The sequence below is a fragment of the Micromonospora sp. L5 genome, from assembly GCF_000177655.2.
Taxonomy (GTDB): Bacteria; Actinomycetota; Actinomycetes; order Mycobacteriales; family Micromonosporaceae; genus Micromonospora; species Micromonospora aurantiaca.
The window spans coordinates 2,192,834-2,218,607 of sequence record NC_014815.1; the positions used below are offsets into that span (position 1 = coordinate 2,192,834).

At 73.3% G+C, this 25,774-nt stretch carries 23 protein-coding genes and 2 pseudogenes; 11 read left to right on the forward strand and 14 right to left on the reverse strand.

Annotation, left to right across the window (positions count from 1 at the left end):
• The first annotated feature begins 31 nt into the window (after positions 1 to 31).
• Entirely contained in the window at positions 32 to 514 is a 483-nt protein-coding gene (locus ML5_RS10655; protein WP_013474685.1) for a hypothetical protein, read from the forward strand.
• Between the two features lie 9 nt (positions 515 to 523).
• Here the strand turns inward: ML5_RS10655 and ML5_RS10660 are convergent, their stop codons facing one another.
• Positions 524 to 1,228, reverse strand: coding sequence for a hypothetical protein (locus ML5_RS10660; RefSeq protein ID WP_013474686.1), 705 nt, complete (start codon positions 1,226 to 1,228; stop codon positions 524 to 526).
• Between the two features lie 165 nt (positions 1,229 to 1,393).
• Between ML5_RS10660 and ML5_RS10665 the strand changes: the two genes are divergently transcribed.
• From ML5_RS10665 to surE, 3 genes are read left to right on the forward strand one after another with little or no spacing between them, the layout of a single operon-like run.
• Positions 1,394 to 1,606 (forward strand): hypothetical protein, encoded by a 213-nt coding sequence (locus ML5_RS10665; protein WP_013474687.1) that lies wholly within the window; start codon positions 1,394 to 1,396, stop codon positions 1,604 to 1,606.
• Between the two features lie 42 nt (positions 1,607 to 1,648).
• Positions 1,649 to 2,590 carry a 1-phosphofructokinase family hexose kinase gene (locus ML5_RS10670; protein ID WP_236619399.1) on the forward strand — a complete coding sequence of 314 codons (942 nt, stop codon included), beginning with the start codon at positions 1,649 to 1,651 and terminating at the stop codon, positions 2,588 to 2,590.
• Positions 2,580 to 3,410 (forward strand): 5'/3'-nucleotidase SurE, encoded by an 831-nt coding sequence (surE, locus tag ML5_RS10675; protein WP_013285202.1) that lies wholly within the window; start codon positions 2,580 to 2,582, stop codon positions 3,408 to 3,410. Before ML5_RS10670 ends, surE begins: the two co-directional genes overlap by 11 nt.
• A 48-nt stretch (positions 3,411 to 3,458) precedes the next feature.
• Here surE and ML5_RS10680 read toward each other — a convergent pair whose 3' ends face one another.
• Positions 3,459 to 3,686 carry a hypothetical protein gene (locus tag ML5_RS10680; RefSeq protein ID WP_013474689.1) on the reverse strand — a complete coding sequence of 76 codons (228 nt, stop codon included), beginning with the start codon at positions 3,684 to 3,686 and terminating at the stop codon, positions 3,459 to 3,461.
• Between the two features lie 68 nt (positions 3,687 to 3,754).
• Positions 3,755 to 4,582, reverse strand: coding sequence for an alpha/beta fold hydrolase (locus tag ML5_RS10685; protein WP_013474690.1), 828 nt, complete (start codon positions 4,580 to 4,582; stop codon positions 3,755 to 3,757).
• Between the two features lie 96 nt (positions 4,583 to 4,678).
• Between ML5_RS10685 and ML5_RS10690 the strand changes: the two genes are divergently transcribed.
• Positions 4,679 to 5,713, forward strand: coding sequence for a sigma-70 family RNA polymerase sigma factor (locus ML5_RS10690; protein ID WP_013285205.1), 1,035 nt, complete (start codon positions 4,679 to 4,681; stop codon positions 5,711 to 5,713).
• 30 nt (positions 5,714 to 5,743) lie between these two features.
• Here the strand turns inward: ML5_RS10690 and ML5_RS33235 are convergent.
• A pseudogene (locus tag ML5_RS33235) lies at positions 5,744 to 6,250 on the reverse strand (hypothetical protein); the annotation flags it as partial.
• Between ML5_RS33235 and ML5_RS10695 the strand changes: the two are divergent.
• Entirely contained in the window at positions 6,219 to 6,710 is a 492-nt protein-coding gene (locus ML5_RS10695) for a winged helix-turn-helix domain-containing protein (protein ID WP_013474691.1), read from the forward strand. The pseudogene ML5_RS33235 and the gene ML5_RS10695 overlap by 32 nt on opposite strands.
• A 160-nt stretch (positions 6,711 to 6,870) precedes the next feature.
• Here ML5_RS10695 and ML5_RS10700 read toward each other — a convergent pair whose 3' ends face one another.
• Positions 6,871 to 11,268 (reverse strand): S8 family serine peptidase, encoded by a 4,398-nt coding sequence (locus tag ML5_RS10700; protein WP_013474692.1) that lies wholly within the window; start codon positions 11,266 to 11,268, stop codon positions 6,871 to 6,873.
• A gap of 259 nt (positions 11,269 to 11,527) precedes the next feature.
• Here ML5_RS10700 and ML5_RS10705 point away from each other — a divergent pair, with 259 nt between their 5' ends.
• Together ML5_RS10705 and ML5_RS10710 are read left to right on the forward strand one after the other, a co-directional pair.
• Positions 11,528 to 12,097 (forward strand): winged helix-turn-helix domain-containing protein, encoded by a 570-nt coding sequence (locus ML5_RS10705; protein ID WP_013285208.1) that lies wholly within the window; start codon positions 11,528 to 11,530, stop codon positions 12,095 to 12,097.
• Between the two features lie 255 nt (positions 12,098 to 12,352).
• Positions 12,353 to 15,583 carry an Ig-like domain-containing protein gene (locus ML5_RS10710; protein ID WP_013285209.1) on the forward strand — a complete coding sequence of 1,077 codons (3,231 nt, stop codon included), beginning with the start codon at positions 12,353 to 12,355 and terminating at the stop codon, positions 15,581 to 15,583.
• Between the two features lie 63 nt (positions 15,584 to 15,646).
• Here ML5_RS10710 and ML5_RS10715 read toward each other — a convergent pair whose 3' ends face one another.
• The 4 genes and pseudogenes from ML5_RS10715 to ML5_RS10725 form a co-directional block, all read right to left on the reverse strand.
• Entirely contained in the window at positions 15,647 to 16,408 is a 762-nt protein-coding gene (locus ML5_RS10715) for a zinc-binding dehydrogenase (RefSeq protein ID WP_236619435.1), read from the reverse strand.
• A 5-nt stretch (positions 16,409 to 16,413) separates the two neighbouring features.
• Positions 16,414 to 16,692 (reverse strand): annotated as a pseudogene (locus ML5_RS32765) (alcohol dehydrogenase catalytic domain-containing protein); the annotation flags it as partial.
• 391 nt (positions 16,693 to 17,083) lie between these two features.
• Complete coding sequence (locus ML5_RS10720; RefSeq protein ID WP_221489132.1) at positions 17,084 to 17,803, reverse strand: hypothetical protein; 720 nt, start codon at positions 17,801 to 17,803, stop codon at positions 17,084 to 17,086.
• Positions 17,804 to 17,808: 5 nt separating this feature from the next.
• The gene (locus tag ML5_RS10725) at positions 17,809 to 18,312 is read right to left on the reverse strand and encodes a SigE family RNA polymerase sigma factor (RefSeq protein WP_013285212.1); all 504 of its coding nucleotides are present in this window, start codon (positions 18,310 to 18,312) and stop codon (positions 17,809 to 17,811) included.
• 136 nt (positions 18,313 to 18,448) lie between these two features.
• Here ML5_RS10725 and ML5_RS10730 point away from each other — a divergent pair, with 136 nt between their 5' ends.
• Positions 18,449 to 19,243: a DUF3152 domain-containing protein gene (locus tag ML5_RS10730; protein ID WP_013474694.1), complete on the forward strand. Its 795-nt coding sequence runs from the start codon at positions 18,449 to 18,451 to the stop codon at positions 19,241 to 19,243.
• A 28-nt stretch (positions 19,244 to 19,271) separates the two neighbouring features.
• Here ML5_RS10730 and ML5_RS10735 read toward each other — a convergent pair whose 3' ends face one another.
• From ML5_RS10735 to ML5_RS10745, 4 genes are all read right to left on the reverse strand, one after another.
• Positions 19,272 to 20,099 carry a DUF72 domain-containing protein gene (locus tag ML5_RS10735; protein ID WP_201766736.1) on the reverse strand — a complete coding sequence of 276 codons (828 nt, stop codon included), beginning with the start codon at positions 20,097 to 20,099 and terminating at the stop codon, positions 19,272 to 19,274.
• Positions 20,100 to 20,128: 29 nt separating this feature from the next.
• Positions 20,129 to 20,296 (reverse strand): hypothetical protein, encoded by a 168-nt coding sequence (locus ML5_RS32320; protein WP_013474695.1) that lies wholly within the window; start codon positions 20,294 to 20,296, stop codon positions 20,129 to 20,131.
• A gap of 184 nt (positions 20,297 to 20,480) precedes the next feature.
• On the reverse strand, positions 20,481 to 21,086 hold the full coding sequence (gene prfH / locus ML5_RS10740; protein WP_013285217.1) for a peptide chain release factor H: 606 nt from the start codon (positions 21,084 to 21,086) through the stop codon (positions 20,481 to 20,483).
• Positions 21,083 to 22,237: an RNA ligase RtcB family protein gene (locus ML5_RS10745; RefSeq protein WP_013474697.1), complete on the reverse strand. Its 1,155-nt coding sequence runs from the start codon at positions 22,235 to 22,237 to the stop codon at positions 21,083 to 21,085. Before ML5_RS10745 ends, prfH begins: the two co-directional genes overlap by 4 nt.
• A gap of 226 nt (positions 22,238 to 22,463) precedes the next feature.
• On the opposite strand from ML5_RS10745, the gene ML5_RS10750 reads away from it, so the two are divergent.
• Entirely contained in the window at positions 22,464 to 23,222 is a 759-nt protein-coding gene (locus ML5_RS10750; protein WP_013474698.1) for a peptidylprolyl isomerase, read from the forward strand.
• A 70-nt stretch (positions 23,223 to 23,292) separates the two neighbouring features.
• The gene (locus ML5_RS10755) at positions 23,293 to 24,270 is read left to right on the forward strand and encodes a DUF2804 domain-containing protein (RefSeq protein ID WP_013474699.1); all 978 of its coding nucleotides are present in this window, start codon (positions 23,293 to 23,295) and stop codon (positions 24,268 to 24,270) included.
• A 43-nt stretch (positions 24,271 to 24,313) separates the two neighbouring features.
• Here the strand turns inward: ML5_RS10755 and ML5_RS10760 are convergent, their stop codons facing one another.
• A complete protein-coding gene (locus ML5_RS10760) occupies positions 24,314 to 25,684 on the reverse strand; it encodes a glycosyl hydrolase family 18 protein (RefSeq protein ID WP_013474700.1) in 1,371 nt (456 codons plus the stop codon).
• Positions 25,685 to 25,774 lie beyond the last annotated feature (90 nt).

Here is a 25,774-nt window from a genome sequence, read left to right on the forward strand (position 1 = left end):
TCGGGGCTCGGCGGGCGGTAACCTCGGCCCGGTGTCCGCCCGCCGCGCCCCACTGTTCGCCCTCGTCGCCCTGATCGCCGTCCACATCGGCTGCACGCTTGTCGCGCTCGCGGCCTACAGCCACCGGATCGGCCTGGTGACCCACGACGGCTCCGGTTTCCTGGTGGAGCTGCTCGACGCCGTGGTGCCCCTGCGTGACCTGCTGCCCGCCGTGCTCTGGCTGCTGCCGGTCACGCTGCTCGTCACGTTCGCGGCTCTCGGCCGGTGGGCCGTCCGGCGGACCGTCCGCCCCGACGACGAGCGGCTTCCGGCGAGGGCGTGGACCGCCGGTATCGCCGCGGTGCTGCTCAACCCGCTGGCGGCCGTGCGCTACGCGTCGGCCACCGCCGAGGGCGGCGAATACATGCGTACGGTGCAGGTGGAGACCACCCTTCTGGTGCTCGCCGCGGCCGTGGCGACCACGATCAGCGCGCTCGCCGTTGCCGGGTTCATCCGGCGCTCCGACGCCGCCTGAGCGCTCTGTTCACCGCTTCAGGACGGTCAGCCATTCGGCGGCGCGGGGACGGTATCCGTGCAGCTCGAAGAGCCCGCGCACGATCGCAGGCACGTGCCCGGCGCCGTACACGACAGCCACGTCGATGCGTTCCGCCGACCGGGCACGGACCAGCTCGGACAACGCGGCGAGCAGCCGCTCGTCGCGTTCGCCGCCGAACGCGCGCTCGGCGTGCTCGGTGAACTCGTGGTCGGCGTACCGCTCGTCGGTGGCCGACGGCAGGTCGCTCATCTCGATCTCGGGCGAGAGCAGCCGCCGGGTGCCGCCGAAGAACTGCATCACCATCACGAACGGGATCACCAGCCACATCTGGAGGCGGTACCGCAGCGGCATCGCCCGCCAGCCCTGGGCGAACTCCGCCGCCGACACGTCCGGGTTGAGCACCTCGACGCCGAGAGACGCGTACGGGATGGGGTCTGTCACCAGGCCGGAGCGCCGGTTGGCCGGCATGGCCCGGTAGGTGAGTGTCAACGCCGAGCCGACCGCGGACCGGCCGCTGACGCCCTCGACGACGAGCAGGTCGCATTCCCGGAGCCGCTTCGTGACCGCCGCGTAGAACGCCGGGCTCGCCACGTGGAGCATCGGGAACACCAGGAACTCCAACCGGCTGCCGGGACGGCGTAGACGGAGCACGGCGGAACGGGTGCCGAGGACGCTGTGTTCGATGATCTGCATGCCTGCCCCCGTGGCATCGGCTGCTGTTGTCGGCAGGGTAGGGCTGCCCGGCAACCCGTCCCGCGGACCGGTCAGGAATCGAGAAGCCTCGGGCGGGCGCCCGGACCTAGCGTTTCCGGCACGGGCCTCCCCGCCGGGGAGGCCACCGGCGAGAGGTCACCGTCCATGGACACGCGCATCCGTCAGCTGCACCGCTGGTTCTCCGTCGTCTTCACCGTGACCGTCGTGATCACCTTCGTGGCGCTGGCCCAGAAGGACCCGATCGTGTGGGTCTCCTACGTGCCGCTGCTCCCGCTCGCCCTGCTCCTGATCAGCGGCCTCTACCTGTTCGCGCTGCCGTACCTGCGGCGTCGGCGCACCGCCGCGCGTACGCGCTGACCTGGGGGATTACCGGGGCCGCTCAGCGGGCAACACTGGCGGATGGAGCAGAAGGTGATGGTGTTCGCCCCGGCCCCGCTGTTGACGGTGACGATCGAGCAGCAGGGCGACGTACCCGAGCTGCACCTGCACCCCGGCGGGCAGGGGGTGTGGCAGACCCGGATGATCGCGGCGCTCGGCGTACCGGTGACCATGTGCGTGGGTCTCGGCGGCGAGGTGGGCGACGCGGTCCGCAAGCTGCTCGACGACGAGGACGTCACGGTCCGGACGGTGCGGCGGGAGTCCGGCACCGGCTGGTACGTGCACGACCGGCGCGACGGCGAGCGGACCGAGATCGCCGAGCACCCGGGGGCGCCGATGGTGCGGCACGACATCGACGAGCTGTACACGGTGACGCTCACCGAAGGGCTGCGCGCGCCGGTCAGCGTGCTCAGCGGGCCGGCCGACCCGCAGGTGGTGGACCCGGACATCTACCGCCGGCTCGCCGCCGACCTGGGCGCCAACGGCGGCAAGGTGGTGGCCGACCTGTCCGGGCCGTACCTGGAGGCGGTGCTCGACGGCGGCGTGAGCGTGCTGAAGGTCAGCCACGAGGAGCTGCTCGACGACGGCCTGGCCAAGGACGACAGCGTCGAGGCGCTGCGCGACGCCGGCCGCCGGTGCCAGGAGCGGGGCGCGCGGACGGTGCTGATCAGCCGCGCGGGGGAGCCCGCGCTGGCGCTGACGGAGGACGGCGAGCCGCTGCTGGTGCACGCCCCGCCGCTGGAGCTGGCCGACCACCGGGGCGCCGGTGACTCGATGACCGCCGGGGTCGCCGCGGTGCTGGCCCGGGGCGGGGACATGCGGGAGGCGCTGCACATCGGCGCCGCCGCGGGCGCGCTGAACGTGACCCGGCACGGGCTGGGCACGGGCCGGGCCGAGGCGGTACGCGAACTGGCCGGCCGGGTGCGGCTGACCCCGCTGGACGGCGGCGACGATGACGGCTGACCGGCCGCCCCGGGTGCTGGTGACCAACGACGACGGTGTGCACGCCCCCGGCATCCGCGCGCTGGCCCGGTCGGCGTACGAACGCGGGATGGACGTGGTGGTCGCGGCGCCGGAGGCCGAGGCGAGCGGGATGAGCGCGGCGCTGTCGGCGGTGACCGACGACGGGCGGCTGGTGTTCCGCGAGACCGAGCTGGACGGGCTGCCCGGTGTGCCCGCGTACGCGGTGGCGGCCTCCCCGGCGTACATCGCGGTGCTGGCCGGCCTGGGTGTGTTCGGGCCGGTGCCGGACCTGCTGCTGTCCGGAATCAACCGGGGCGCCAACGCGGGCCACGCGGTCCTGCACTCCGGCACCGTCGGCGCGGCGCTGACCGCCGGCAACAACGGCATCCGCGCGCTCGCCGTGTCGCTCGACGTGCTCACCCCGGCGGCGGCGAGCGCCGGCAGCGGTGGCGCGGCGATCGCGGTGCTGGACAGCGTGGACGACGAGTCCCGCCACTGGTCGACAGCCGCCGACCTGGCCGCGACGCTGCTGCCGTGGCTGGCCGGGGCGGATCCGGGCACCGTGCTCAACCTCAACGTGCCGGACCGGCCGGCCGATCAGGTGGCCGGGCTGCGCCAGGCGACACTCGCCCCGTTCGGTCAGGTGCAGGTGTCCGTCGCCGAGCGCGGTGAGGGGTTCGTGCGTACGGCTGTGGAGGCGAACGCGGTCCGCGCGGTCCCCGGCACCGACATCGCCTGGCTGGCCGACGGGTACGCGGCGGTCACCGCGATCCGGGCGCTCGGACACCTGCCCGACGTGGAGCTGCCGGTCGACGGCTGAGGACGGCTCCGCCCCGCCACCGTCGCACGGGTGGCGGGGCGGAGAGCGTCACTCGCCGGCCGCGCGGCGGCGGTCGGCCTCGGCGTCGGCGGCGCCCACCGGGGTGCCGTCGCTGTCCCGGTCGGCCCGGGACAGGTCCACGTCGGCGCCGGCCCGGGCGGCGTCGGCAGCCGCGTCGTCGGCGCCGACGACCTCACCGCCGTCGGTCTGTCCGTCGTCGGGGACCAGCCGTCCGGCGGCGGCCAGCCCGATCGGTGCGTACCTGGGGTCGGTCATCTCGTCCTCCTCACCGGTGCTCCTGTGCAAGCGGTACCCCGGCACGGGACGCGGCACACGCGCGCGGGTCAGCGGCCCCGGTCGAGGAAGTCCAGGGTGACCGCGGCGAACAGCGGCGACTGGTCGATGTCGTAGTGGGTCAGGCCGGGCAGGATCGCCAGCGCGTGCCCGCCCGCCGGGCGGCCCTCGCCCGTCCAGCCGCCGTCGCGCCGGCCGCCGTCGAGCAGCCCGAACACCTCGACGAAGTGACTCGGCGGGGCCATGTCGGCGTCGGCGGCCACCACGAGCGTCGGCACCCGCAGGGCACGTACCTGCTCGGTGAGGTCGAAGTCCTTCCGCATCGCCTCACCGATCTTGACGAGCAGCCGGGGGAAGTCCTCCGGACGGGGCGCGACCCGCTGGTACAGCTCGTACATCGGGGTGTCCTTCATGTACTCGGCCGCCGCGGCGCCGACCTGGCCCTGCTGCGCCAGCAGCTCCGGGTAGACGGCGTCGCGGCGGATGTGCGCGGACGCGGCGACCAGGCGGCCGACCTTCTCCGGGTGCCGGAAACCGGTGTGCAGGGCGACACCGCCGCCGAGGGAGAAGCCGACCACGTCCGGCCGGTCCAGCCCGAGGTGGTCGATCAGCGCGGCCACGTCGTCGGCCATCAGCGCCATGTCGAGCGGCCGGTCCACGTCGGCGGTGCGGCCGTGCCCCTGGAGGTCCACCAGGATCACCCGGTGCCTCGCGGCGAGCGCGGGCAGGATCGGGGCGAACATCTCGCCCGAGCAGAGGCCGCCGTGCAGCAGGATCATCGGCCGGCCCTCGCCGTGCGTCTCGTGGTAGAGGTGGACGCCGTTGACGTCGGCGTACCGCCCCGGGGCGTGGGTCTCGTCGCGCTGCGCTGTGGTCATCGGTGCTCCTCGGACGTGGTGACCTGACGGCTGTCAGACCGGCCGGGCGGCACCGACTCATCGGTGCGGGCTCGAACGTGCTCGCATTGACGCAGCATGTGGGCTAGTTTCGGCGGGGTGAGCGAGGTGGCGAGCGTCCCCGTCGAGGCGCAACTCGAGGCGTACCGGTCGGAGCTGACCGGCTACTGCTACCGGATGCTGGGTTCGGCCTTCGAGGCCGAGGACGCGGTGCAGGACACGTTCGTCCGGGCCTGGCGTAATTTCGACAAGTTCGAGGGGCGGTCCGCGCTGCGGACCTGGCTCTACCGGATCGCGACGAACGTCTGCCTCACCATGTCCACCAGCGCGCAGCGCCGGATCCGGCCGATGGACCTCGGTCCGGCCGGCGTCGGCACCGCCACCCACCCCGGCGAGCCGCGCCCGGAGCAGATCTGGCTCGGCCCGGCGCCCGACGACCGGGTGCTGCCCGAGGTCGCCGATCCGGCCGAGGTGGTGGCCGGCCGGGAGTCGGTCCGGCTGGCGTTCGTCGCGGCGTTGCAGCACCTGCCGCCGAAGCAGCGGGCCGTGCTGATCCTGCGCGAGGTGCTGGCCTGGTCGGCCCAGGAGGTCGCCGACCTGCTCGACACGTCGGTGGCGAGCGTCAACAGCGCGCTGCAACGGGCGCGCGCCACGCTCGCCTCGGCCGACACCGAGGCCGAGGTGCGCCGGCCGCTCGACAGCGAGCAGCAGGCGCTGCTCGCCCGTTACGTGCGGGCCTTCGAGGCGTACGACCTGGCGGCGCTCACCGCGCTGCTGCACGAGGACGCGACGCTGTCGATGCCGCCGCTGCCGCTGTGGCTGCGCGGTCCCGAGCACATCGCGGCGTGGATGGCCGGCACCGGCAGCGGCTGCCGCGGCTCCCGCCTGGTGCCGACCGCCGCCAACGGGATGCCGGCGTTCGGGCACTACCGGCGCGACCCCGACGGCTCAGGCCACGTGCCCTGGGCGCTGATCGTGATCGGCGTCTCCGGCGGCCGGATCACGTCGCTCAACAACTTCCTCGACGTCGAGCGCCTGTTCCCGCTGTTCGGGCTGCCGGACCGGCTCGAGGAGGGCACCGGCCAGCCCGAGCAGGCCGGCGAGCTCGCGTAGGTCGTCGCCCGCGCCGCGTACCTCCAGCCGCCAGCCGAACCGCCGCGCGGTCAGGCGGATCCGCGCCAGCACCTCGACCGTGACCAGGTCGGGCGCGGTCACCGCGGACACGTCGCACACCACCACGCCCCGGTCGCGGCCACGCAGCGCCTCGGCCAGTTCGGCGCAGCGGGCCGCGATGTCCGCGCGGGTCGGCGTCCCGTCGGCCAGGCAGAGCATGTGGGTGATCACACGCATTGGACCGCCGTACGCCCCGGCTCTCATCGGTACGCGTGCGCCGGCGCAACTTGCCTCGAACACCTTGTTGCTGGCAGTTACATCGACGTTAACTGCTATACCAATCATCGGTGCTCGGCTATATGATCCCGGTAGTTCACCCCGAAGCCTCACGAAACCGCAGCTCCCGCACCCCTCGGGTCGAACTCCGCAAGCCAGGTGCCTCCGCATCGTCGTGCCTGGCGACCGCCCGGCGTTGTGGTTCGGCCTGCCGGAAAGGTGGGAACGGATGACAGGGCTCCCGTCCTTGGTCATCGGCATCGCGTCCTCGTCGGCCGAGCGCCGGCAGCTCGCCCAACTGCTCGGCGGCACCGAGTCGTTCCTGATCGTGTCCAGCGCCCATCAGGCCCGCCGCTTCCTCGACCTGGTACGCCGGCCCGCGCTCGCCCCGGCGCCGCACCCGCCCGCGAGTGACGAGGCGCCGGCCGAGCCACCCAGGCGGGAACTGGCCGTCGACTCCGACCGGCGGGTGCTGCGCTGGCGGGAGCGGGAGATCGGGTTGACGCCACTGGAGCACGACCTGCTCGTCTGCCTCACCGGTACACCCGGCCAGGTGTGGACGTACGCACGGCTGCACCGCGCCGTCTGGGGCAACGACCACCTCGGGCGGGGGTCGGACATGCACTCCGTGGTACGCCGCCTCCGCCGCAAGCTGGGCCGCCTGGACGCCCCCGCCATGATCCACGCCGTCCGAGGCGTAGGCTTCCGCCTCACCCCGTAACCCTTGACCCCGCCCGGTTTCGCCGTCGATCTTGCAGTTACGGCCCCTCGGGTGGGGCTTTTGTCTGCCTTGCCGGGGCCGCGAGTGCAAGATCGCCGGGGAAAGGGGGCGGCCCGCCCGGCGGGTGTGCCGGGCGGGCCGTCCTCGTCAGCCGCTGGGGTCAGCAGCGGGTGGGGGAGAGGGTGAAGTCCTCAACCGTGGGCGTGCTGCTGTTGATCCTCGTCTGGCGCGTCTGGGGCTTCCAGCCGTCCTTCGCGACGATCAGCGTCAGCGGGTTGTTGCGCCGGTCCATCCAGTAGGCGTACCGGCCCTGGGCGTCGGTGGTGAAGGTGTACGAGTTCGCCCAGGAGTCGACCTGCACGGTCACGCCCGCCAGCGGCGCGGTGGCGCCCTGGCAGCTCTTGCCGGAGACCGTGCCGGACAGCTTGCCCCAGGTGGTCGGCGGCTGCGCGATCATCGTCACCGCCACCGGCTCCACCGTGTACGGGGTGTTCTCCTTGATCACCACGGAGGCCGAGTACGTGCCGGGCTGGTCGACGTTCGCGGCCATGCCGACCGTGACGGTGACCTTCTCACCCGGTGCCAGCGTGACCTTCGACTTGTCGACGGTCAGCCAGCTCACGTCGGCCGCGCCCTCGGCGCACTCGCCGAAGCCGGGCAGGACCTCGCTGTCCTTGGTGGCCGTGAAGCCGCCCGACGAACCGCCGATCTTGTAGAACCCGCAGGCCGCGCCACCCCGGTAGCGGGGGGCGTTGGCGTTGGGCAGGTTGGCCCACGAGTTGGTCGCCGGGTCGAACGCGAAGCCGGCGTTGGTGATGGCGCCGCCCTGCGACCCGCCGACGACCAGCAGCTTGCCGTTCGCCACCGCGTACGAGGAGGCCCAGCTGTCGGCCGGCGCGTCCGGGATGGCGGTCCAGGCGCCCGCGGCCGGGTCGAAGGCGTAACCGACCTTCTGCGACGTGGTGCCGTCGTTGCCACCGGTGCAGTAGACGGTGCCGTCGATCCCGCCGCAGGACAGGAACGCCACCGACTTCGGGTACGCCGGCAGCGTCTCCCAGGCGTCGGCGCCCGGGTCGTACCGGACCACCGAGTTGGCCATCGGCGTGCAGCTCGCTGTGGTGCAGCCGCCGATCGCGTACAGCTTGCCGCCCGCGACCGCCTGGCCGGCCGCCGCGCGCGGCGCCGGGTTGTCGGCCTTGCGGGTCCAGGTGTTCGCCGCCGGGTCGTACGAGAAGGTGGCGGCGTCCGGTCCGGCGGCACCCCAGCCACCGGTGGCGATGATCTTGCCGTCGAGCACGCCGACCGTCATGGCGTTACGTGCGCCGGGCAGGTCGGCGATGCCGGTCCACGCCTGGGTGATCGGGTCGTACCGGTAGTTCTTGGCGCTCGACGCGGTGCCGTCGCCACCGGCGATGGAGTAGACGGTGCCGTCGACGTTGACGACCCGGTTGTCCATCACGTTCGCCGGGTAGCCCGGGATGGTGGTCCAGGGGTCGGCCTGCGGTGCGGCGGCGGCGATCGCGTTCGACGACTTGCCCGACGAGCGGGCCGCGAACGACGTGGCGGCGGTCAGCCGCTGCGCCGGTGCGCCGGTGGAGCCGAGCAGCGCCTGCTCGGACAGCCGGGAGCCGTCGGCCCGTTGCAGCACGAACCCGCCGTCGCGCTCACTGAACTCGGCGGTGACCGGGGCCCCGCCGGTGTTCGTGACGGTGAACGTCTTGCTGACCTTCCCGCTGGGCATCCGGACCGTGCCGGTGATCGAGGTCGGCTTCACCGACAGCCGGCCGGCGGCGAGCTGGAAGTTGGCCGCTGTGGCCCAGTCCTCCTCGACCGCCACCTGCTTGGTCTGGCTCACGTAGTTGCCGGCACCGGCGGTGAACGGGTGCGTCCCGGTCAGCGACGAGAACATCCAGTAGAAGCCGTCGGGCAGCTCGGTGTCATCAGGCGTGGCGACTGTGGTGGCCTTCTCCGCCGGGCGGTCCTTGCTGGTCACCGTGGCGCCGTTGACGTAGCTGTTGTCGTTCTTGTCGCGGACGTGGCCGAGCACCAGGCCGCCCTTGACCGGCTTGCAGACGAGCTTGCTGCCGATGAGGACGTTGTCGACCTGCCACCACCATTCCCAGCTCGCCTCGTAGTAGTGGAAGCGCACCTGCACCTGCGACTGGCCGGCCGCCTGCGGGATCGGCACCTCGGTCACCCGCGGGCCGCGGACGTCGGCCGCCTGCCGGAGCACGTTGCTCCACGTGGTGCCGCCGTCCAGGCTCAGGTCCACGTCCGCGCGGTCGCTGTTGAGCCAGTTGTAGTCCTGGTTGAACCGGATCACCGGCGCGGTCACACCGGTCAGGTCGACCACCGGGCTGACCAGCGACGTGTCCTGCCGCCCGCCGCTGCCGTAGTTGTCGCTGTCGATGATGGCGAAGTTGCCGCTGCCGCCGGTCAGGTTGCCGCGCTCACCGGCGTCGGTGAACTCCCAGACCTGGCCGGTGCCGGCGTTGTCCACCACGGTCCAGCCGTCCGGGACACCGGTGCCGTCGAACGTCTCGTACTCGCCGTCGGAGCTGACGGTGTAGCCGGGGGCGGTGGTGCACGCCTCCGGGTTCGCCTGCACCGCGATGTTGGCGGTCACGTTGCCCGTGCCGACGGTGACCTCCTTGGTGGTGGTCAGGTAGCCGGCGTACTGGGGCTCGACCTTGAGCCGGTACGTCGCCCCGGACGGCAGCGACAGGCTGTAGCGGCCGGTCGTCGGCGTCGTGTAGTCGGAGATCGGCGTGCCCTCGACGCTCACCTTCGCGTACAGCGGCCAGCCGTGCCCGGACCCGTCGGTGACCTGCCCGCTGACCGTGACGCTCGCTACCGCGGTGAGCGCCACGTCGAGCGTGGTCGTCGTGTTCGCGGTGATCGTCGCCGGCAGGGTGCGGGTCGCGTACCCGAACGCCGAGACGACCACCTGGTAGTCGCCGGCCGGCAGGAGCGAGGAGTACGTCCCGTCCGCGCCGGTGGTCAGCGTGCGATCGGCCGCCCCGGACAGGGTGACAGTCGCGCCGGCGATCCCGGCCCCGGTGGCGGCGTCGGTGACCTTGCCGGCCAGCGTGCCGTTGTCGCCGATGGGGGCGGCGGCGAGCAGCGCGAGCGCGTCCAGGCGGCCCTCACCGTAGACGTTGTTGTCGTCGGTGGTGCCGCCGCACTGCGAGTCGCCCTTGTCGATCGCCGTGTCGTTGAGCAGCGCGCGGGTCGCCGTGATGTCGCCGACCAGCGTGGGCGCCGCCGACCAGAGCAGCGCGATCGCGCCGGCCAGGTGCGGCGCCGCCATCGAGGTGCCGCTGATGCTGGCGTACGAGTTGGTCGGCACGCTGGAGCGCACGTTCACACCAGGCGCCGAGATGTTCGGCTTGATCTCGCCGTTCTGCCCGGTACCCCGGGACGAGAAGCTGGCGATGTTGTTGTTGACGTCGTACGCGCCGGCCGAGTAGTTGCTCGCCAGGCTGCCCGGTGAGCCGCTGGTCTGGCAGGACGGGCCGTTGTTGCCGTTGGACCAGACGCCGAAGATGCCGGAGGCGGTCCACGCGTTCGTGACGTCCTCCATGAACGGCTCGTTCGACGGCGCCGTGGTGCCCCACGAGTTGTTGATGATGTTCGGCCGCTTGCTGGCGTCCGGGTTCTGCCCGTTGAGGTCGGTGGGCTCCAGCATCCACTGGCCGGAGGAGATCAGCGCGGCGTCGGACGGGCAGCACCCGTTCGCGGCGATCCACTTGACCTCGGGGGCGACACCGATCTGGTTGGCCCCGTCGGCGCCGGCCATGGTGCCCATGGTGTGTGTGCCGTGGCCGTCGGAGTCGCACGGCGCGGTGGCGCACTCGCCTGCGGCGTCGAACCAGTTGTAGTCGTGGTCGAAGGTGCCGTCACCGTTGTTGCCCCGGTAGGCGTTCACCAGCGCCGGGTGGTTGAACTGGACGCCGCTGTCGATGCTCGCCACCGTGATCCCGGCGCCCTTGACGCCGTACTGGGACCAGACGTCGTCGGCGTTGATGTTGGCGATGCCCCACTCCAGGGCGTTCGCCGACTTCTCGTCGGTGCCGGGGGTGGTCTCCGGCAGCTTGTACTCCACCGGCGCGTACAGGCCGTCCACCTCGGAGTGGGCGGCGAAGTTCTGCGCCATGGTCAGCGAGCCGTCGGTGACCTTGATGGCGTTCGTCGCCCAGAAGGTCTGGTACTTCGTGCCCGAGCGGTCCAGCTCGGCGCGGATCTTCGACTGGCTGTCGGCGGCTGTCTTCTTCAGCGCCGCCGCGACGGCGGCGCCGCGCTCGTTCCAGTCCTTGATCGAGGCGGCCTTGCTCAGGTCCGCCTTGGCGCCGAAGTGGATCCAGAAGTCGCCCTCGCTCTTGCCCTGGAGCTGGCGGGTGAGCTCGGGACGGATCTTGTCGCCGGCCGCCGCGCCCGCGCCCGTCTCGGCCTGTGCCGCAGTGCCGGTCGCGGCCAGCGCGGTGGCGGCGAGCACCAGGGCGGCGCCCGCGCTCACCAGCCGCCGGGCCGGGCCCCATCTGTGTGGACGTCTCAGCATCGGTGCTGCCTCCTCCTCCGATGACCCGCTGATGATCGAGCCATGGCAGAAGGGCCAGGAGACGTGCTCTCCCGACTGCTACACCGGTGTGAAAAGAACCCCCCAGGCCCCCTAGGCGCCGTGCGGGTCTGCGCCGGACGCCTGAGTGGACACTATGATCGACAGTAAGGAACGATCAATGACCGTACGTGAGCAACATGTCACCAACAGGCTCCCGGATCGGGCGGCCTGTTGACAGTTTTTGTCACGGTGGGGCGCGGTGACGACTGACGGCACGAACGCGGCGAACTCCGGCACCGACCCGTCGGAGCGCCCCTTCTCGCTCGTCATCGGGGTGACGTCGTCCCCGGCCGAACGGCTGCGGCTGACCGAGCTGCTGGACGGCGTCGCGCCCCTTCTGATGGTCGCCGATCTGGACGAGCTGCGCGAGTTGATCACGGATGCGCCGGCCTCGGCGCACGCACCTGCCCCGGCCGTCGCGCCGGCTGCGCCCGTACCCCGGGACAAGCCCGCGCCGGACGGCGCGCTGGTGATCGACGCGGCCCGGTCGACCGCCCGGTGGGGCAACCGGGAGACCGCCCTGACCCGGCTGGAACGCGACCTGCTGACCTGCCTGACCGTCGAGCCGGTACGGGTGTGGAGCTACGCCGAGCTGCACCACGCGGTCTGGCACGACGCGCCGACGCACGGCCGGGCCGACGTGCAGTCCCTGGTCAAGCGGTTGCGCCGTAAGCTCGACGAACTGGGCACCGGTGTCACCATCGCGGCGGTACGCGGCGTCGGCCTGCGGCTGACCGACCACCGCCACCCCCGGGTACGGGGCGACTGACCCACCCCTGGGTCCGCTGTGTAAGGCCGCACGTTGCGGACCGGACGGCGCGCACGGCCGGACGGTGACAGCCGGTGACCCGATCGGTGGAGGCGCCCTGCCGGTGTGGCCGGAATTGATGGCGACCGGTCGATTACCGGTGCGGCACGTATCGCGAGAAGTCTTTGCCTCCTACGGTGGCGTCCGGCACGCGGACGGAGGGGACTCGGGAATCACCCGAGGGGGCCGTCCCGGCGGACAGGGAGAGTTGTCTCGATGCGAGTTTGGCTTCGCGCGGTGACGGTCGTCGTCGCCGGCGCGGTCGTGGTGGCGGGAGTGCCGGCGCTCGCCGCCACCGTCACCGTGCGGGACGCCGGCGTGGCCGGCCACACCGGCGCACAGGCGACGGGAAGCAGCGCCGCACTCGGCGCCGCGCGCACCACGGCGACCCGTGCGCTGGTCACCCCCGGGGACACCCGGCTGATGCCGACCACCCCCCGCACCGACACGCCGCGGATCACCAACGGCGAGATCGTCGACATCGAAGTGATCGGCAACCGCGTCTTCATCGCCGGCACGTTCACCTCGATCGCGAACGTCGGCGGGTCCGCGATCACGCAGCGGTCCCTGGCGTCGTACAACCTGGACACCGGCAAGGTGGACACCGGGTTCAAGCCGGTCATCGACGGCGCGGTCGCCGCGGTGGAGGCGTCGCCGGACGGCAAGTCGCTCTACATCGCCGGCGCGTTCAACACCGTCAACGGCGTCACCAAGCGCAAGATCGCCCGGCTGAACCCGACCACCGGCGCACCGGTCGCCGCGTTCACCGCCACCGCGAACGCGCGGGCCACCGCGCTGGCCGTCAGCGCCAACGCCGTCTACGTCGGCGGCCAGTTCGCCACCGTCAACGGCGTCAGCCGCAGCGGCCTGGCCGCGCTCAACCCCACCACCGGCGCCGTCGACACCGGCTTCAACCTGCCGGTCACCGGCGGCATCGGCGTCGGCGGCATGCTCACCGTGCAGCAGCTCAAGCTCACCCACGACCGCAGCAAGCTGCTGGTCGTGCACACCGGCCGCCAGATCGCCGGCCAGGACCGCTACGGCGTGGCGCTCATCGGTACGGCCACCAAGGCGCTGCTGCCGTGGCGCACCCGGCTGTGGGAGGACAACCTCTCCTTCGTCGGCGGCATCCAGCGCGTCTTCGCCGGTGACATCGCGCCGGACGACTCGTACTTCGTGGTCACCAGCGGCTCCGGCGGCGACCGGCCGCCGATCAACGACACCGCCATCGCGTACCCGCTGACCGGAAACGACAACGTCGAGCCGCTCTGGATCTCCCGGCACTTCGACAGCATCTACTCGGTCGCGATCACCGACACCGCCGTCTACGTCGGCGGCCACTTCAGCTGGCAGGAGTCGCCCACGTCGAACGTGCCGTGGCCCGGCCTGGACAACGTCGGATACGGCACCGGCCAGGGGCTCAGCGGCTACGGCCTCGGCGACCAGGTGGTCCGCCGCGACCACCTCGGCGCGCTGGACCCGCTCACCGGCACCGCGCTGGAGTGGAACCCCGGCTCCAACTCGTACGAGGGCGAGAAGGCGATGCTCGCCACCTCGCGCGGCCTGCTCGTCGGCGGTGACGGCAACGTCAAGGGCGGCAAGACCACCGGCCGGGTCGCCTTCTTCGACCTCTCCAAGCAGCCCGCGCCCGCGGCGCTGGACACCACCGTCACGACGCCGATCGAGGGCGCGGTGAAGCCGGCCGGCGAGTCGTTCACGATCAGCGGCCAGGCGCTCGCCCCGGCCGGCGTGGCGCGGGTCCAGCTGGAGATCCAGGACCGCAACAGCGGCAAGTACCTCCAGGCCGACCTGACCACCTGGGGCGCGTTCAAGGCGATCAACACGACTGTCGCCGCGCCGAACGCCACCTCCACCACGTGGAGCCTGCCGGTGACGCTGCCGGCCGGCGTCTACCAGTTGCAGGCGAAGACGTTCGACCGCAAGGGGGCCGGCGACACCACCAAGGCGGTCAAGAAGATCGAGACGTTCCGCTTCGACGACCTGCCGCCGTCGACCCGGATCAGCTCGCCGTCGGCCGGACTGCTCGCCACGCAGACGTTCGTGGCCTCCGGCACCGCCACCGACGACAAGGGCGTCAACTCGCTCATCTACTCGTTCCGCACGCCCGACAACCGGTACCTCCAGGACGACGGCACCGTCGCCGCCGTCTACAACACCTTCCGCGGCGAGCCGGACGTGATCGGCGCGACGTCCACCACCTGGCAGTACGAGGTCACGCTGCCGGTCGAGGGACAGTGGAAGATGACCGCCACCGCTGTCGACACGACCGGGCAGAGCGACCTGCGTGGCGACACCCGCGACTGGACCGTCTCGGCCAACGGCGTACCGCCGACAGTGGCGATCACCTCGCCGGTGGCGATGACGCCGCCGGGCAACCCGGCGCCGTTCACCGTCGCGCCCGGTGGCGCGGTCACGTTCGCCGGTACGGCGAGCGACGACGACGCCCTGAAGTCGGTCGAGATCTACCTGCGCAACAACACCACCCGCGAGGCGCTCGCCAGCGACGGTACGTGGGGCGCCGACTCGGTCGCCGGCTACCACCGGATCTCCCCGACCAACCTCGACGCCGCGACGTTCGACTGGTCGTTCACCACGGTGCCGCTCACCCCGGGCGTCTACGACTTCCGGGTACGGGCGACCGACAAGCTCGGCCTGACCACGTCCAGCACCAACATGGGCCGGCTCACAGTCACCGCCCAGGTGCCCGGCGACGCCTTCCCGAACGGGCTGCTCAGCTTCACCGGCACCAACCAGGACGTCGACCAGCTGCACCTGGACCTGACCGGCACGGCGACCGACGACAAGGGCGTGCGGGCGGTCCGGATCGCGCTGCGCGACCTGGACACCGGCCGGTACGTGCAGCCCAACGGCACCATGGCCGCCGCGTTCGCGACAGTCGACGCGACGCTCGCCGCGTCCGGCGCGACCAGCACCGCGTTCACGCTCTCGATCGACCTGCCCACGCGCGGCACGTACAGCGTGGAGGCGTGGGCCGTGGACACCGCCGGTCAGCAGGACAACTCGACCAGCGGCGCCACCGCCCGCTACCTGGTCTACCCGGGTGACACCGACCCGACGCTGGAGCCGAGCATCACGCCGGTCGAGGGTCAGGCGTACACCGGTGGCCGGATCGTCATCACCGGCCGGGCCGTGGACGACGGCGGGATGCAGAAGGTCGAGGTGCAGATCGGCAACAGCGCCGGACAGGGCATGAACTCGGCCGGCACGTTCGGCCGGGCGGGCGCGCCGACCAGCTGGCCGTGGATCGGCACGTTCCTCACCAGCCCGGGCTCGCCGGGGTCGAACTTCGCGTACACGTCGCCGGTGATCCCGGCCGGCACGTACACGGTGACGATCCGCGGCATGGACAACCGGGGGCAGTACCAGCAGCCGCCCCGTACCGTCACGGTGACCGTCACCGACTGACCGGACGGCCTCGCGGGCCGGTCCGCGCCGGGTCTCCCGGCGCCGGGCCGGCCCGTGCCCGTCTCAGGGCCGGATCAGGCACATCCCGGCGGTGGCTGGCCGGTCCATCGTGGCCAGCGCGTCAGGCGCGGCGTCGAGGTCGATGGTGCGGGTGACCAGCTCGGCCGGGCGCAGCACCCCGGCGGTGACCAGCCGCAGCATCTCCGGGTACGCGTGCGCCGGCATGCCGTGGCTGCCGCGCAGCTCCAGCTCGTACGCGATCACCAGGTCCATCGGCAGCGCGGGCCGGCCCTGCGCGGCGGGCAGCAGCCCGACCTGCACGTGCCGGCCGCGCCGGCGCAGGCCCTCGATCGACGCCACGCAGGTGGCGTGACTGCCGAGCGCGTCCAGCGACAGGTGGGCGCCCCCGCCGGTGGCCTCCCGGATCGCGGCGGCCACCTCGGCGGGACCGCCGAGCGCGCTCGCGTCCACGCAGACCGCGGCGCCGCTGCGGCGGGCCAGCTCCAGCGCGCCGGACGACACGTCCACCGCCACCACCCGCGCCCCGCTCGCCGCCGCCACCATGACTGCGGACAGGCCGACGCCGCCGCAGCCGTGCACGGCCACCCACTCGCCCGCCGCGACCCGGCCCTGCGCGACGACGGCCCGGAACGCGGTGGCGAACCGGCAGCCGAGCGCGGCAGCGGCCGCCTCGTCCAGCTCGTCCGGCAGCCGGACCAGGTTGACGTCGGCGTGCCGTACCGCGACCAGGTCGGCGAACGAGCCCCACCCGTGAAGCCCGGCTGGGTCTGCCGCTCGCAGACCTGCTGGTCGCCGGCCAGGCAGGACGGGCACCGCCCGCACGCGCAGACGAACGGCGCTGTCACCCGGTCGCCGGGCCGCCAGCCGCGTACGTCCGCGCCTGCGGCCACGACGACACCGGCGAACTCGTGCCCCGGCACGTGCGGCAGGCGGATGTCCGGGTCGTGGCCCTGCCAGCCGTGCCAGTCGCTGCGGCACAGGCCGGTCGCGCCGACCCGGACGACCACCCCGTCCGGCGCCGGCGCCGGGTCGTCCACCTCCCGGACCTCCGGCCGTACCCCGAACTGCTCGAACACCACAGCACGCATACCCCGATCCTCACACCCACCCGCCCCACCCCCCGCCCCGCCCCCGCCCTCCCGCCCTCCCGCCCCCGCCCGCTCCCCGCGATCTTGCACTTGCGGCCTTGCCGATGTCGGAAATGCCCCGTCTGACCGGGCAGAAAGCGCATGATCACCGCCGCCGACCGGCCCCCCGCCCCACCCGCCCCTCTCCGACGCGTCAGGCCTCCCCACACCCTGAGCGGCCGTAGATCTTGGTACGAGCGCGCCCTCATGAGGGCGGCTCCGTACCAAGATCCACGTGGCTCGGCCTCCTGACGCCGATGATCAAGGAGTTTGGGTCCTCGCCGGGGCGGTTTCGGGCCGCAAACTCCTTGATCATCCGGGGGAGAGACGGGAGAAGGGGAGAGGGGCCGGGCTACAGGCGGCGGCCCTGGGCGGTGTGGGCGGTGATGCCGTCCAGGGGGGTTCCCGGGGTGAGGGTCGTCGGGTCGAACCAGAAGATCACCACCTCCGGGTCCTCGCTCCAGCGGACCAGCCTCGCCTCGACCTGCCGGCCGTCGACGGTCCCGACGATGCGGGCCGCCGGGCCGACGAAGTAGCCGAACGTGGGGATCGACGCGTCGGCGGGCACCCGCTGCTGGTCGTACCCGATCTCGTGGAACCCCGGCCGGCGGTCGCTGCCGGACACGTCGTTCACCAGGAAGTCCGACGTCAGGCGGCCGTCCGGCGCGCGGCGGCCGGCGACCAGGCCGATCGTCACGCGCGGCAGTTGCGGCACGTCGACCGGGACCATGAAGAACACGCGCTCGTCGGCGCCGTACCGGATGCCGCTGTCCACGACCGTCCCGAGCGGTCGCGGTGGCGCCTCGGTCGGGGCCGGCGCGGCGGTCGGCGTGGGCGGGGGAGTGTCGGCGGACGCGGTGGCGACCGGCTCCCCGGCCGGGAGGTCCGGCGGGCCGGGCCGCGTCGCCACGGCGCCGACCCCGACGGCCACCGCGACCGTCGCCACCGCCGCCGCGACCCCCGCGCCGATTCGCCGGCGGCGGCGCAGCCGGCGTCCCCGGCGCATGATGTCCGCGATGTCCAGGCCGTCGGCCCGCTCGGTCGCCCGCATCACCCGGCGCAGCTCGTCCATCTCGGTCACCGGCACGTCTCCTGCGGTCGCGGCGCGGACAGACCGGCGGTACGCAGCTTCTCCAGCGCCCGCGACGAGGTGCTCTTGACGGTGCCGACGGACACGTCGAGTTCGCGGGCCACCTGGGCCTCCGGCAGGTCGAAGTAGTGGCGCAGGACGACGACGGCGCGTTCACGGGCGGTGAGCGTGCCGAGCGCGGTGACCAGCCACCGCCGGGTCGCCACCTCCTCGGCCATGTCGCCGCCGCGCCGTTCCGGCAGGTCGTCGCTCGGGTACTCGCGGATCGGCCGCCGCCAGGTGTCGACGAGGTGGTTCACCAGCACCGACCGGGCGTAGCCGTACGGGTCGCCGTTGCGGATCCGGGACCAGGACGCGTACGTGCGCACCAGCGCGGTCTGGGCGGCGTCCTCGGCGTGGTGGTGGTTGCCGGTCATGAGGAACGCGGCGTGCGTCAGCCGCGCGGAGGACGCCCGCGCGAACTCGACGAACTCCGCGTCACCCCGGGCCATGCCGGTCCTCTGCACCTCTCACCCCGGTAGGGACGTGCGGGACGCGGAAAAGGTTGAGTCCCCGCCGGACCAACTTCCGCGACGGGTCACCCGTCCTCATCCCCGTGCCCCCGACCGGGCGCCGAGGGGAGACGAGATGACCAGGACCGTGGACCGGACACGCGGCGGCGCCGCCGTGATCGCGCTGGCGGTGTCGCTGGCCGGCTGCACACCGGCCGTGGCCGATCAGCCCGCAGTCGCGCCGTCCGGACCGGCCGGGCCGTCCGCCGCCGTGCCGTCCGCGTCGGCGGCGGCGCCCGTCCGGTCCCGTCCGGCGCGGATCGGCTATCCCGCCGACGGCGGCGACGAGTGGCGGTTCGCCGCCGCCGAGCCGGCCACCCACGGGGGTACGGGCCGGCTGCTGCGCTACCGGGTGGCGGTGGAGCGCGACATCACCGGTCTGCCACCGGCCGATTTCGCGGCGCAGGTCACCGGCATCCTCACCGGCCCGGGTGGCTGGACGACCGACGGGCGGATCGCCCTGCGCCGCGTCGGCGCCCGCGGGCCCGCCGACTTCACCGTCTACCTCGCCACTCCCGGTACGCGCGACGACCTGTGCGGGGACGGGCCGGACCGGTACACGTCCTGCCGTAGCGGGGACCGGGTGGTGGTCAACGTGGCCCGCTGGGTGCGCGGCGCGCCCGCCTACGGCAGCGATCTCGCGGCGTACCGCCGGTACGTGGTCAACCACGAGGTCGGCCACCGTCTGGGTCACGGGCACGAGCGCTGCCCGGGGCGGGGACGTCCGGCGCCGGTGATGCAGCAGCAGACGCTCGGCCTGCACGGCTGCACCCCGAACCCGCTGCCGTTCCTGCGCGGGGAGCGGTACGCGGGACGGTCCGGCGCGTACGACGACCGCCTGCCCCCGCCCGAGGGCGGCCGGGCAGGCTGAGCGGGCTGGCGGCGATCCCACCCGGCGCTCAGAACAGCGTGGCCGGGCCGACCGGCTCCGGCTCGGGCAGCGGCGCGAGCCCGGGCACCCGCTCGCGGACCTGGTCGTGGAAGCGGCGGGCCAGCTCGGGCGCGTCGGCGTTGTCCGGCGTGTGCACGAACACGGTCGGCGAGCGGCCCTCCCGCAGCCAGCCGGTCACCACGTCCAGCCACGGCTGCCAGCCCTCGACCGTGCGGGCCGGGTCGTCGCGGCCCAGGTAGCGCACGATCGGCCGGTCGGTCAGCGCCCGGGTACGCAGCGGCAGGCGCGGCTTGCGCGTCCACGCCTCCCGCTCGGCGTCGCTCGTCGGCGGCGTCCGGAAGAACGCTGTGGTGTCGAACGGGATCCACTCCGCGCCAGCCCGGTGCAGCGTCGCCTCCAGCGCACGTACCGCACCGGGCTCGGTGAAGAAGGCGGGGTGGCGGACCTCGACGGCGTACCTGTGGGTGGTGGGCAGCGTGCGCAGGAACCGGTCGAGGTCGGGCACGTCGCCGGGGCCGAACGAGCCGGGCAGCTGGATCCAGAGCGCGTCGGCCCGGGGGCCGAGCGGCTCCATCGCGTGCAGGAACGCCCGCAGTTCGGCCTCGCCGCCGGTGAGCCGGCGCTCGTGGGTGACCACCTTCGGCAGCTTCGGCAGGAAACGGAAGCCCGGCGCGGTCTGGTCGGCCCAGGACGCCACCGTCTCCCGGGCCGGGGTGGCGTAGAACGTGGTGTTGCCCTCCACGGCGTCGCACCACCCGGCGTACGCGCGCAGCCGCTCGTGTGCGGGCAGCGGGTGCGGCAGGAAGCGGCCGGACCAGGACTTGTGCGTCCACATGGCACAGCCCACGTGCAGGCGCATCCCGGTCACCGGCAGGGCCAGCTCGTCGAGGCGCCGCGCAGCGCCGCGGCCGCGAACGGACCCGTCTGGGTCAGCAGAGCGAGGCCGAGGAACCCGGCCAGCAGGAACCCGCCCGAGCCGACGAGGATCCACATCGCGACGACGGCGCGGAAGCGCTGCACGAGCGGGTTCACCGGACGCGGTCCATGTCGCGGGCGCCGTCGGTGACCTGCCCGGGGTCGGCGGAGTACGCGCTGTACTGGCCGCTCCTTCTCCGCCGCATCAATCCTCCTCGCGCGCCGTACGCCGGCGGGCCGGGCTGCCCGTCCGCCGCGCCCACGGTAGCCGGGGCCCTCACGCGCGGCGGACCGGGCCGTGTCAGGGGCGTTCCACCCGTACCGGGTCACCGCGCACGAGCTCGTCGTGGACCCGCCAGCGGGCGTCGACGCCCGCGCGCCGGGCCGCCTCGTCGTCGGCGGCGATCCGCTGCCGCAGCAGCTCGACCGCGATCCGGCGGTTGAGGTGCAGGTGCCGTTCGGTGTCCACCACCACGGTCCGGCCGGACGGGCGGTGCGTGGCCCGGACGGCGGTGCTCGCCTTGTTGCGGTGCTGGCCGCCCGGCCCGCCGGTGCGGCACGGCACGAACTCGACGTCGGCCTCGTGGAACGGCGTGACCACCACGTCGGTCCGGCACGTCCGCGCGGTGACGTACCAGTTCTTCCGTCCGTGGCCCGTCCGGTACGGGCTGGGCGCCTGCCAGCAGAGCGTGCCGGTCCACCCGGCCGCGAACGCCTCCGCCCCGGCGCCGGTGATCCGGACCAGCACCGACCGGTAGGTGCCGGCCCGGTCGCCGGGCACCGTCTCGACCCGTTCGGTACGCAGGCCCCGCCGGGCCGCCTCGCCCTCCAGGCGGGACAGCAGCCGGGCCAGCGCCCACGCGCACTCGGCCGGTCCGCGTCCGGCGGACAGCAGCAGCTCGGTCACCGGCGGCCCTTCCGGCGCTCGTCGCGGCGGCCCACGTCCGGCGTCTTGTAGGTGACCAGCGGAACCGTTGTGGTGACCGGTGTGGCGAGGTCGTGCGCCACCAGGTCGCCGATGACCTGCTCGATGCGCTTGTACGCGGTGGGCGCCTCCTCGAACAGCAACTGCCGGTCGCCGCACACCACGATCGAGCCGACCGGCGTACGGCGCAGCTCCTCGACGGTGTGCTTGGCCCGGCCCCGGCGCAGCGCGTCGGCGCGGGACATCTTGCGCCCGGCGCCGTGCGCCACCGAGTAGCCGGCGTCCGGCCCGGCGTGCGCCGCCACGAGATAGGAAGGCGTGCCACGGGTTCCGGCGATCAGCACGTCCCGGCCGTCGCCCGGCGCCGCGCCCTTGCGGTGCAGGTAGCGCCCGTCGCGGATCTCGACCAGGTTGTGGCACTGGTCGACGACCGGTTCGGTGGGTTCGGCGCCCAGCGCGTACGCGACCCGCGCGGCCAGCAGCCGCCGGTTGAGCGACCCCCACCGCACTGCCGCGTCGTGCCGGGCCAGGTAGGCGTCCGGGTCGGGCGCGGGACCGGCGCCGTGCGTCTCGGTGTGCTCGCGCAGGATCCGTTCGCCCAGCCCGCGCGACCCGGAGTGCACCACGAGCACCAGGTCACCGGCGTCCAGTCCGAGCCGCGCGGCGTGCTCCGCCGCGAGGATCGGCCCGACGCGGGCCAGTTCGACGAAGTGGTTGCCGCGCCCGACGGTGCCGAGACCGTCGAGGTGACCGGCTGGCACGTCGCCGTCGAGCACCGACCAGGCCGGGTCGTCGGCGTCCCGGTCCGGGTCGAGCGCCCGGTCCAGGTCGGGGAACCGGGCCGCGAGCCGCTCGGGTACGACCCGGCGCAGCGCGATCGGGAAGACCGCGATGCCGCACCCGATGTCGGAGCCGACGAGGAACGGGTAGAGCACGGTCGAGGACATCGCGGCACCGATCGGCGCGCCCTTGCCGGGGTGCAGGTCGGGCATGGCGGCGACGTGCGCCATGCCGTCCAGGGCGGCGACCTGACGGCACTGGTCGAGCGCGGCGGACTCGATCCAGCTGCCGGGGGAGGAGAAGACGGAGACGGTGGCGGGCACGACGGCCCGCCCGGAGGGGTACGCGGACACAGACGCTCGTTTCTGGAAGAGAACGCGGAGGACGGCGGACGGCAGGCGGCGCGGAGGGCCTGCGGGCGGGGATGCGATCCGTCAGAACGTCATGCCGCTCAGCCTCGCGGAGGCGGCCCCGGGGCGGCAACCGACTTTCGACCCGCCGGAGCGCCCGCGTCGACATCGGGTGACCCGGTCCATAGACTCCGGTCGTTCTGGTACCACGAGTCCAGGGAGGACCACCGTGTCGAGCGAAACCCGAACGCACGCCGCATTACCCCTGCTGGCCCGCCTCGCCGGGGTGAGCGTGGCCGCCGCGACGATCGTCGCCGCCGCAGGTGTCGCCGCGACCGCGGCACCCGCCGCCGACCCGGCGCCCACGAAGGGGCCGTGCGCGTACACGCCCACGCCGGACGAGCCGGCCGCCCGTCCGGTGCCGCTGCCGCCGGACCCGCGCCGTACGCCGGACCGGGGCACCGTGCGGGTCACGCTGCGCACCAACCAGGGGCCGATCGGGCTGACGCTGGACCGCGAGCAGGCGCCGTGCACCGTGCAGAGCTTCCTGCACCTGGTCCGGAAGCGCTTCTACGACCGGACGCCCTGCCACCGGCTCACCGCGTACCCGACGCTCACGGTCCTCCAGTGCGGCGACCCGTCCGGGACGGGCGAGGGCGGCCCGGGCTACCGCTACCGCGACGAGCTGCCCACCGACCTGCCGCCCGCGCCGACCGACCCGACGGGCGTACGCCGCCTGTACGCGCGCGGCACGCTCGCCATGGCCAACGCCGGCCCGGACACCAACGGCAGCCAGTTCTTCCTGGTGCAGGCCGACTCGGCGCTGCGTCCCAACTACACCGTGTTCGGCCAGGTCGACGCGGCCGGGCTGGCCACGCTGGACCGGATCTCGGCCGGCGGCATCGCGCCCACCCCCGAGGACCCGGCTCCGGTCGACGGCGCCCCGGCGGTGCCGGTGGAGATCTGCCGCGCCAAGCAGGGCCGCTGACGCGACGGCCCGGCGGGACGGCCGTCCAGGCCGCCCGCCGGGCCCGTGCCGCCGTCGGTAGCCTGCGGCGATGACGCATGAGCGGGAGATCACCGAGCCGGTCGACCTGTGCCGGCCGGACGGGCGGCTGAACCCGGACGCGGTCGGCTGGAGCCGCCGGCCGCTGCACCGGGCGAACCTGCGCGGCTGGGGCCGGGCCAAGCGGTGGGAGCACTGGGGCGTGGTCACGCCGACGCACATCCTCGGCCTGGTCGCGTCGTCGCTCGACTACGCCGGGGTGCAGAGCCTCTACCTGCTCGACCGGCGTACCGGGCGGGAGACGACGGCGGAGGCTGTGGTGCCGTTCGCCCGGGGCACGGTGCTGCCGCCGGTGAGCGGCACCGGACCGGTCCGCGCCCGGGGCGGGAAGCTGACCATCGCTGTGGAGCAGGGCCCGGACGGCAGTACGGTGCGGGCGAGCGCGCCAGGTGTCGAGGTGGACCTGACCGTGCCGCTGCCGCCCGGCCACGAGTCTCTCGGCGTGGTGGTGCCGTGGAGCACCCGCCGGTTCCAGTACACGGTCAAGGACATCGGCCGGCCGGTGCACGGCACGATCACAGTGGACGGCACGGCGTACCCGGTGGGGGAGGGGTCGTACGCGGCGCTCGACCACGGCCGCGGCAAGTGGCGGTACGCGGTGCGGTGGAACTGGGCGGCCGGCAGCGGACCGGGCCGGGCGATCCAGCTCGGCGGCAAGTGGACCGACGGCACCGGCTCGACCGAGAACGCGGTCTTCGTCGACGGGCGGCTGCACAAGATCGGCGCCGACCTGACCTGGGCGTACGACCGTACCGACTGGCTGCGGCCGTGGCGGATCACCGACGACCGGGTGGACGTCACGTTCCACCCGTTCCACGAGCGGGTGGCGCGGACCAACCTGCTCGTGCTGGCCGGGGAGACGCACCAGTGCTTCGGGCACTTCACCGGCTGGGCCGCGACCGACGACGGCGGGCGCGTGGATCTGGACGGCCTGGTCGGCTGGGCCGAGGAGGCCCGTAACCGCTGGTGAGGCCGGCCCCCGCCGGGCCGGGCCGCCCGGCGGGGAAGCCCGATCAGGCCGGCAGCCGCCAGACCTGGTTGGCGCCGCCGAAGCAGTCCCAGATCTGCAGCCGGGTGCCGTTGGCGGAGCTGTTGCCGGTGGCGTCCAGGCACCGGCCCGACGCCGGGTTGCGCAGCGTGCCGTTGCTCTGGGCCTGCCAGGTCTGGGCGCCGGTGCCGTTGCAGTCCCAGAGCTGGATCCTGGTGCCGTTCGCGGTGCCGGCGCTCGTCACGTCCAGGCACTTGCCCAGCGCCCGCAGCGTGCCGTCACCGGCGACGGTCCAGCTCTGCGCGGCGGTGCCGTTGCAGCCGTAGAGCTGGATCGCGGTGCCGTTCGCGGTGCTCGCGGCCGCCACGTCCACGCAGGCGCCGCCGATGCCGGTGATCGGCCCGGTACGCCCGGACGGCGGCGTGCCACCGCCGGTGACGGTGTCGTAGATCGCGCTGACCAGCGAGGTCGAACCGGTGGTGTCCTGCGACAGCTCCCAGTTCATCATCCCGCCGGCGTTCGCCAGGGCCCACTGCGTCTTGCGCTTCACTGTCGGTACGCCGTTGTAGCACTGCTGGGCGCCGCCGACAGTGGTGCAGTCCCGGTTGGCGTTGGCCGGGTCCATGCCGACAAGCGCCGAGTAGGTGTAGTAGCCGGGCCGGCTGTAGAAGGGCACGCCGAGCACCGCCTTGGCGGCGGGCAGGCCGCGCGACTTCCACCTGTTGACGCTGGCGATCGACCAGTCGTAGCCGGCGTGCGGGCTGCCGCCGTCGTACGCCATGATGTTCAGCCAGTCCACCGAGCCGAAGACGGCTGTGGGCACCCCGTCGACGTAGTAGCCCTCGGAGACCACGGCGGCGGTGAGCAGCTTGCCGCGGCTGTGCAGGGCGCTACCGAGCTGCTGCATGAGCAGCGTGTAGTTGTTCGCCGAGGCGCCCGGGTCGGGGTACTCCCAGTCCATGTCGACGCCGTCGAGGTTGTACTGGTTGACGAAGGCGATCAGGTTGTTGACGAACGCGGTGCGCGTGCCGGAGTTGGCGGCGAGCGCCTCGAACGCGGAGTCGTCGCCGTCGTTCCAGCCGCCGACGGCGATGGAGACCTTGACGTTGCTGGCGTGCCCGAGCGACACGAGTGAGGACAGCTTGCCCGGGTTCTCCACCGGGCGCAGGCTGCCGTCGCCGTTGGGGAGCACGAACGCGTAGTTGATGTGGGTGAGCTTGCCGTACTGGACGGTGTTGACGTTGCCGCTCCAGGACGGCATGTAGCCGACGCTCTTGAAGTTGTTCGGGAGGACCACCGCCTCGGCGGCGGTCGGGGCGAGGGTGAGCGCCGCGGCGGTGGTGGCCAGCACGAGCGCACCGGCGGCGAGGCGCCGCCGGACGTGAGGTCTGGGCATCGAGGGCCTTCCCGGGGGACGGGGGCGGATGGGGGTCTTCCTCGAGGTGGCCCAAATATTAAAGAGTATTAACTAAGGCGTCAACGACGA

What these genes read in the sequence shown, in the direction of transcription:
- ML5_RS10660 (WP_013474686.1), bottom strand. Translation starts at nt 1,228, where the DNA reads ATGCAGATCATCGAACACAGCGTCCTCGGCACCCGTTCCGCCGTGCTC.
- ML5_RS10760 (WP_013474700.1), bottom strand. Translation starts at nt 25,684, where the DNA reads ATGCCCAGACCTCACGTCCGGCGGCGCCTCGCCGCCGGTGCGCTCGTG.
- ML5_RS10755 (WP_013474699.1), top strand. Translation starts at nt 23,293, where the DNA reads ATGACGCATGAGCGGGAGATCACCGAGCCGGTCGACCTGTGCCGGCCG.
- ML5_RS10725 (WP_013285212.1), bottom strand. Translation starts at nt 18,312, where the DNA reads ATGGCCCGGGGTGACGCGGAGTTCGTCGAGTTCGCGCGGGCGTCCTCC.
- ML5_RS10685 (WP_013474690.1), bottom strand. Translation starts at nt 4,582, where the DNA reads ATGACCACAGCGCAGCGCGACGAGACCCACGCCCCGGGGCGGTACGCC.
- ML5_RS10700 (WP_013474692.1), bottom strand. Translation starts at nt 11,268, where the DNA reads ATGCTGAGACGTCCACACAGATGGGGCCCGGCCCGGCGGCTGGTGAGC.
- ML5_RS10665 (WP_013474687.1), top strand. Translation starts at nt 1,394, where the DNA reads ATGGACACGCGCATCCGTCAGCTGCACCGCTGGTTCTCCGTCGTCTTC.
- ML5_RS10730 (WP_013474694.1), top strand. Translation starts at nt 18,449, where the DNA reads ATGACCAGGACCGTGGACCGGACACGCGGCGGCGCCGCCGTGATCGCG.
- ML5_RS10680 (WP_013474689.1), bottom strand. Translation starts at nt 3,686, where the DNA reads ATGACCGACCCCAGGTACGCACCGATCGGGCTGGCCGCCGCCGGACGG.
- ML5_RS10690 (WP_013285205.1), top strand. Translation starts at nt 4,679, where the DNA reads ATGTGGGCTAGTTTCGGCGGGGTGAGCGAGGTGGCGAGCGTCCCCGTC.
- surE (WP_013285202.1), top strand. Translation starts at nt 2,580, where the DNA reads ATGACGGCTGACCGGCCGCCCCGGGTGCTGGTGACCAACGACGACGGT.
- ML5_RS10670 (WP_236619399.1), top strand. Translation starts at nt 1,649, where the DNA reads ATGGAGCAGAAGGTGATGGTGTTCGCCCCGGCCCCGCTGTTGACGGTG.
- ML5_RS10720 (WP_221489132.1), bottom strand. Translation starts at nt 17,803, where the DNA reads ATGGACGAGCTGCGCCGGGTGATGCGGGCGACCGAGCGGGCCGACGGC.
- ML5_RS10695 (WP_013474691.1), top strand. Translation starts at nt 6,219, where the DNA reads ATGACAGGGCTCCCGTCCTTGGTCATCGGCATCGCGTCCTCGTCGGCC.
- ML5_RS10735 (WP_201766736.1), bottom strand. Translation starts at nt 20,099, where the DNA reads ATGTGGACGCACAAGTCCTGGTCCGGCCGCTTCCTGCCGCACCCGCTG.
- ML5_RS10710 (WP_013285209.1), top strand. Translation starts at nt 12,353, where the DNA reads ATGCGAGTTTGGCTTCGCGCGGTGACGGTCGTCGTCGCCGGCGCGGTC.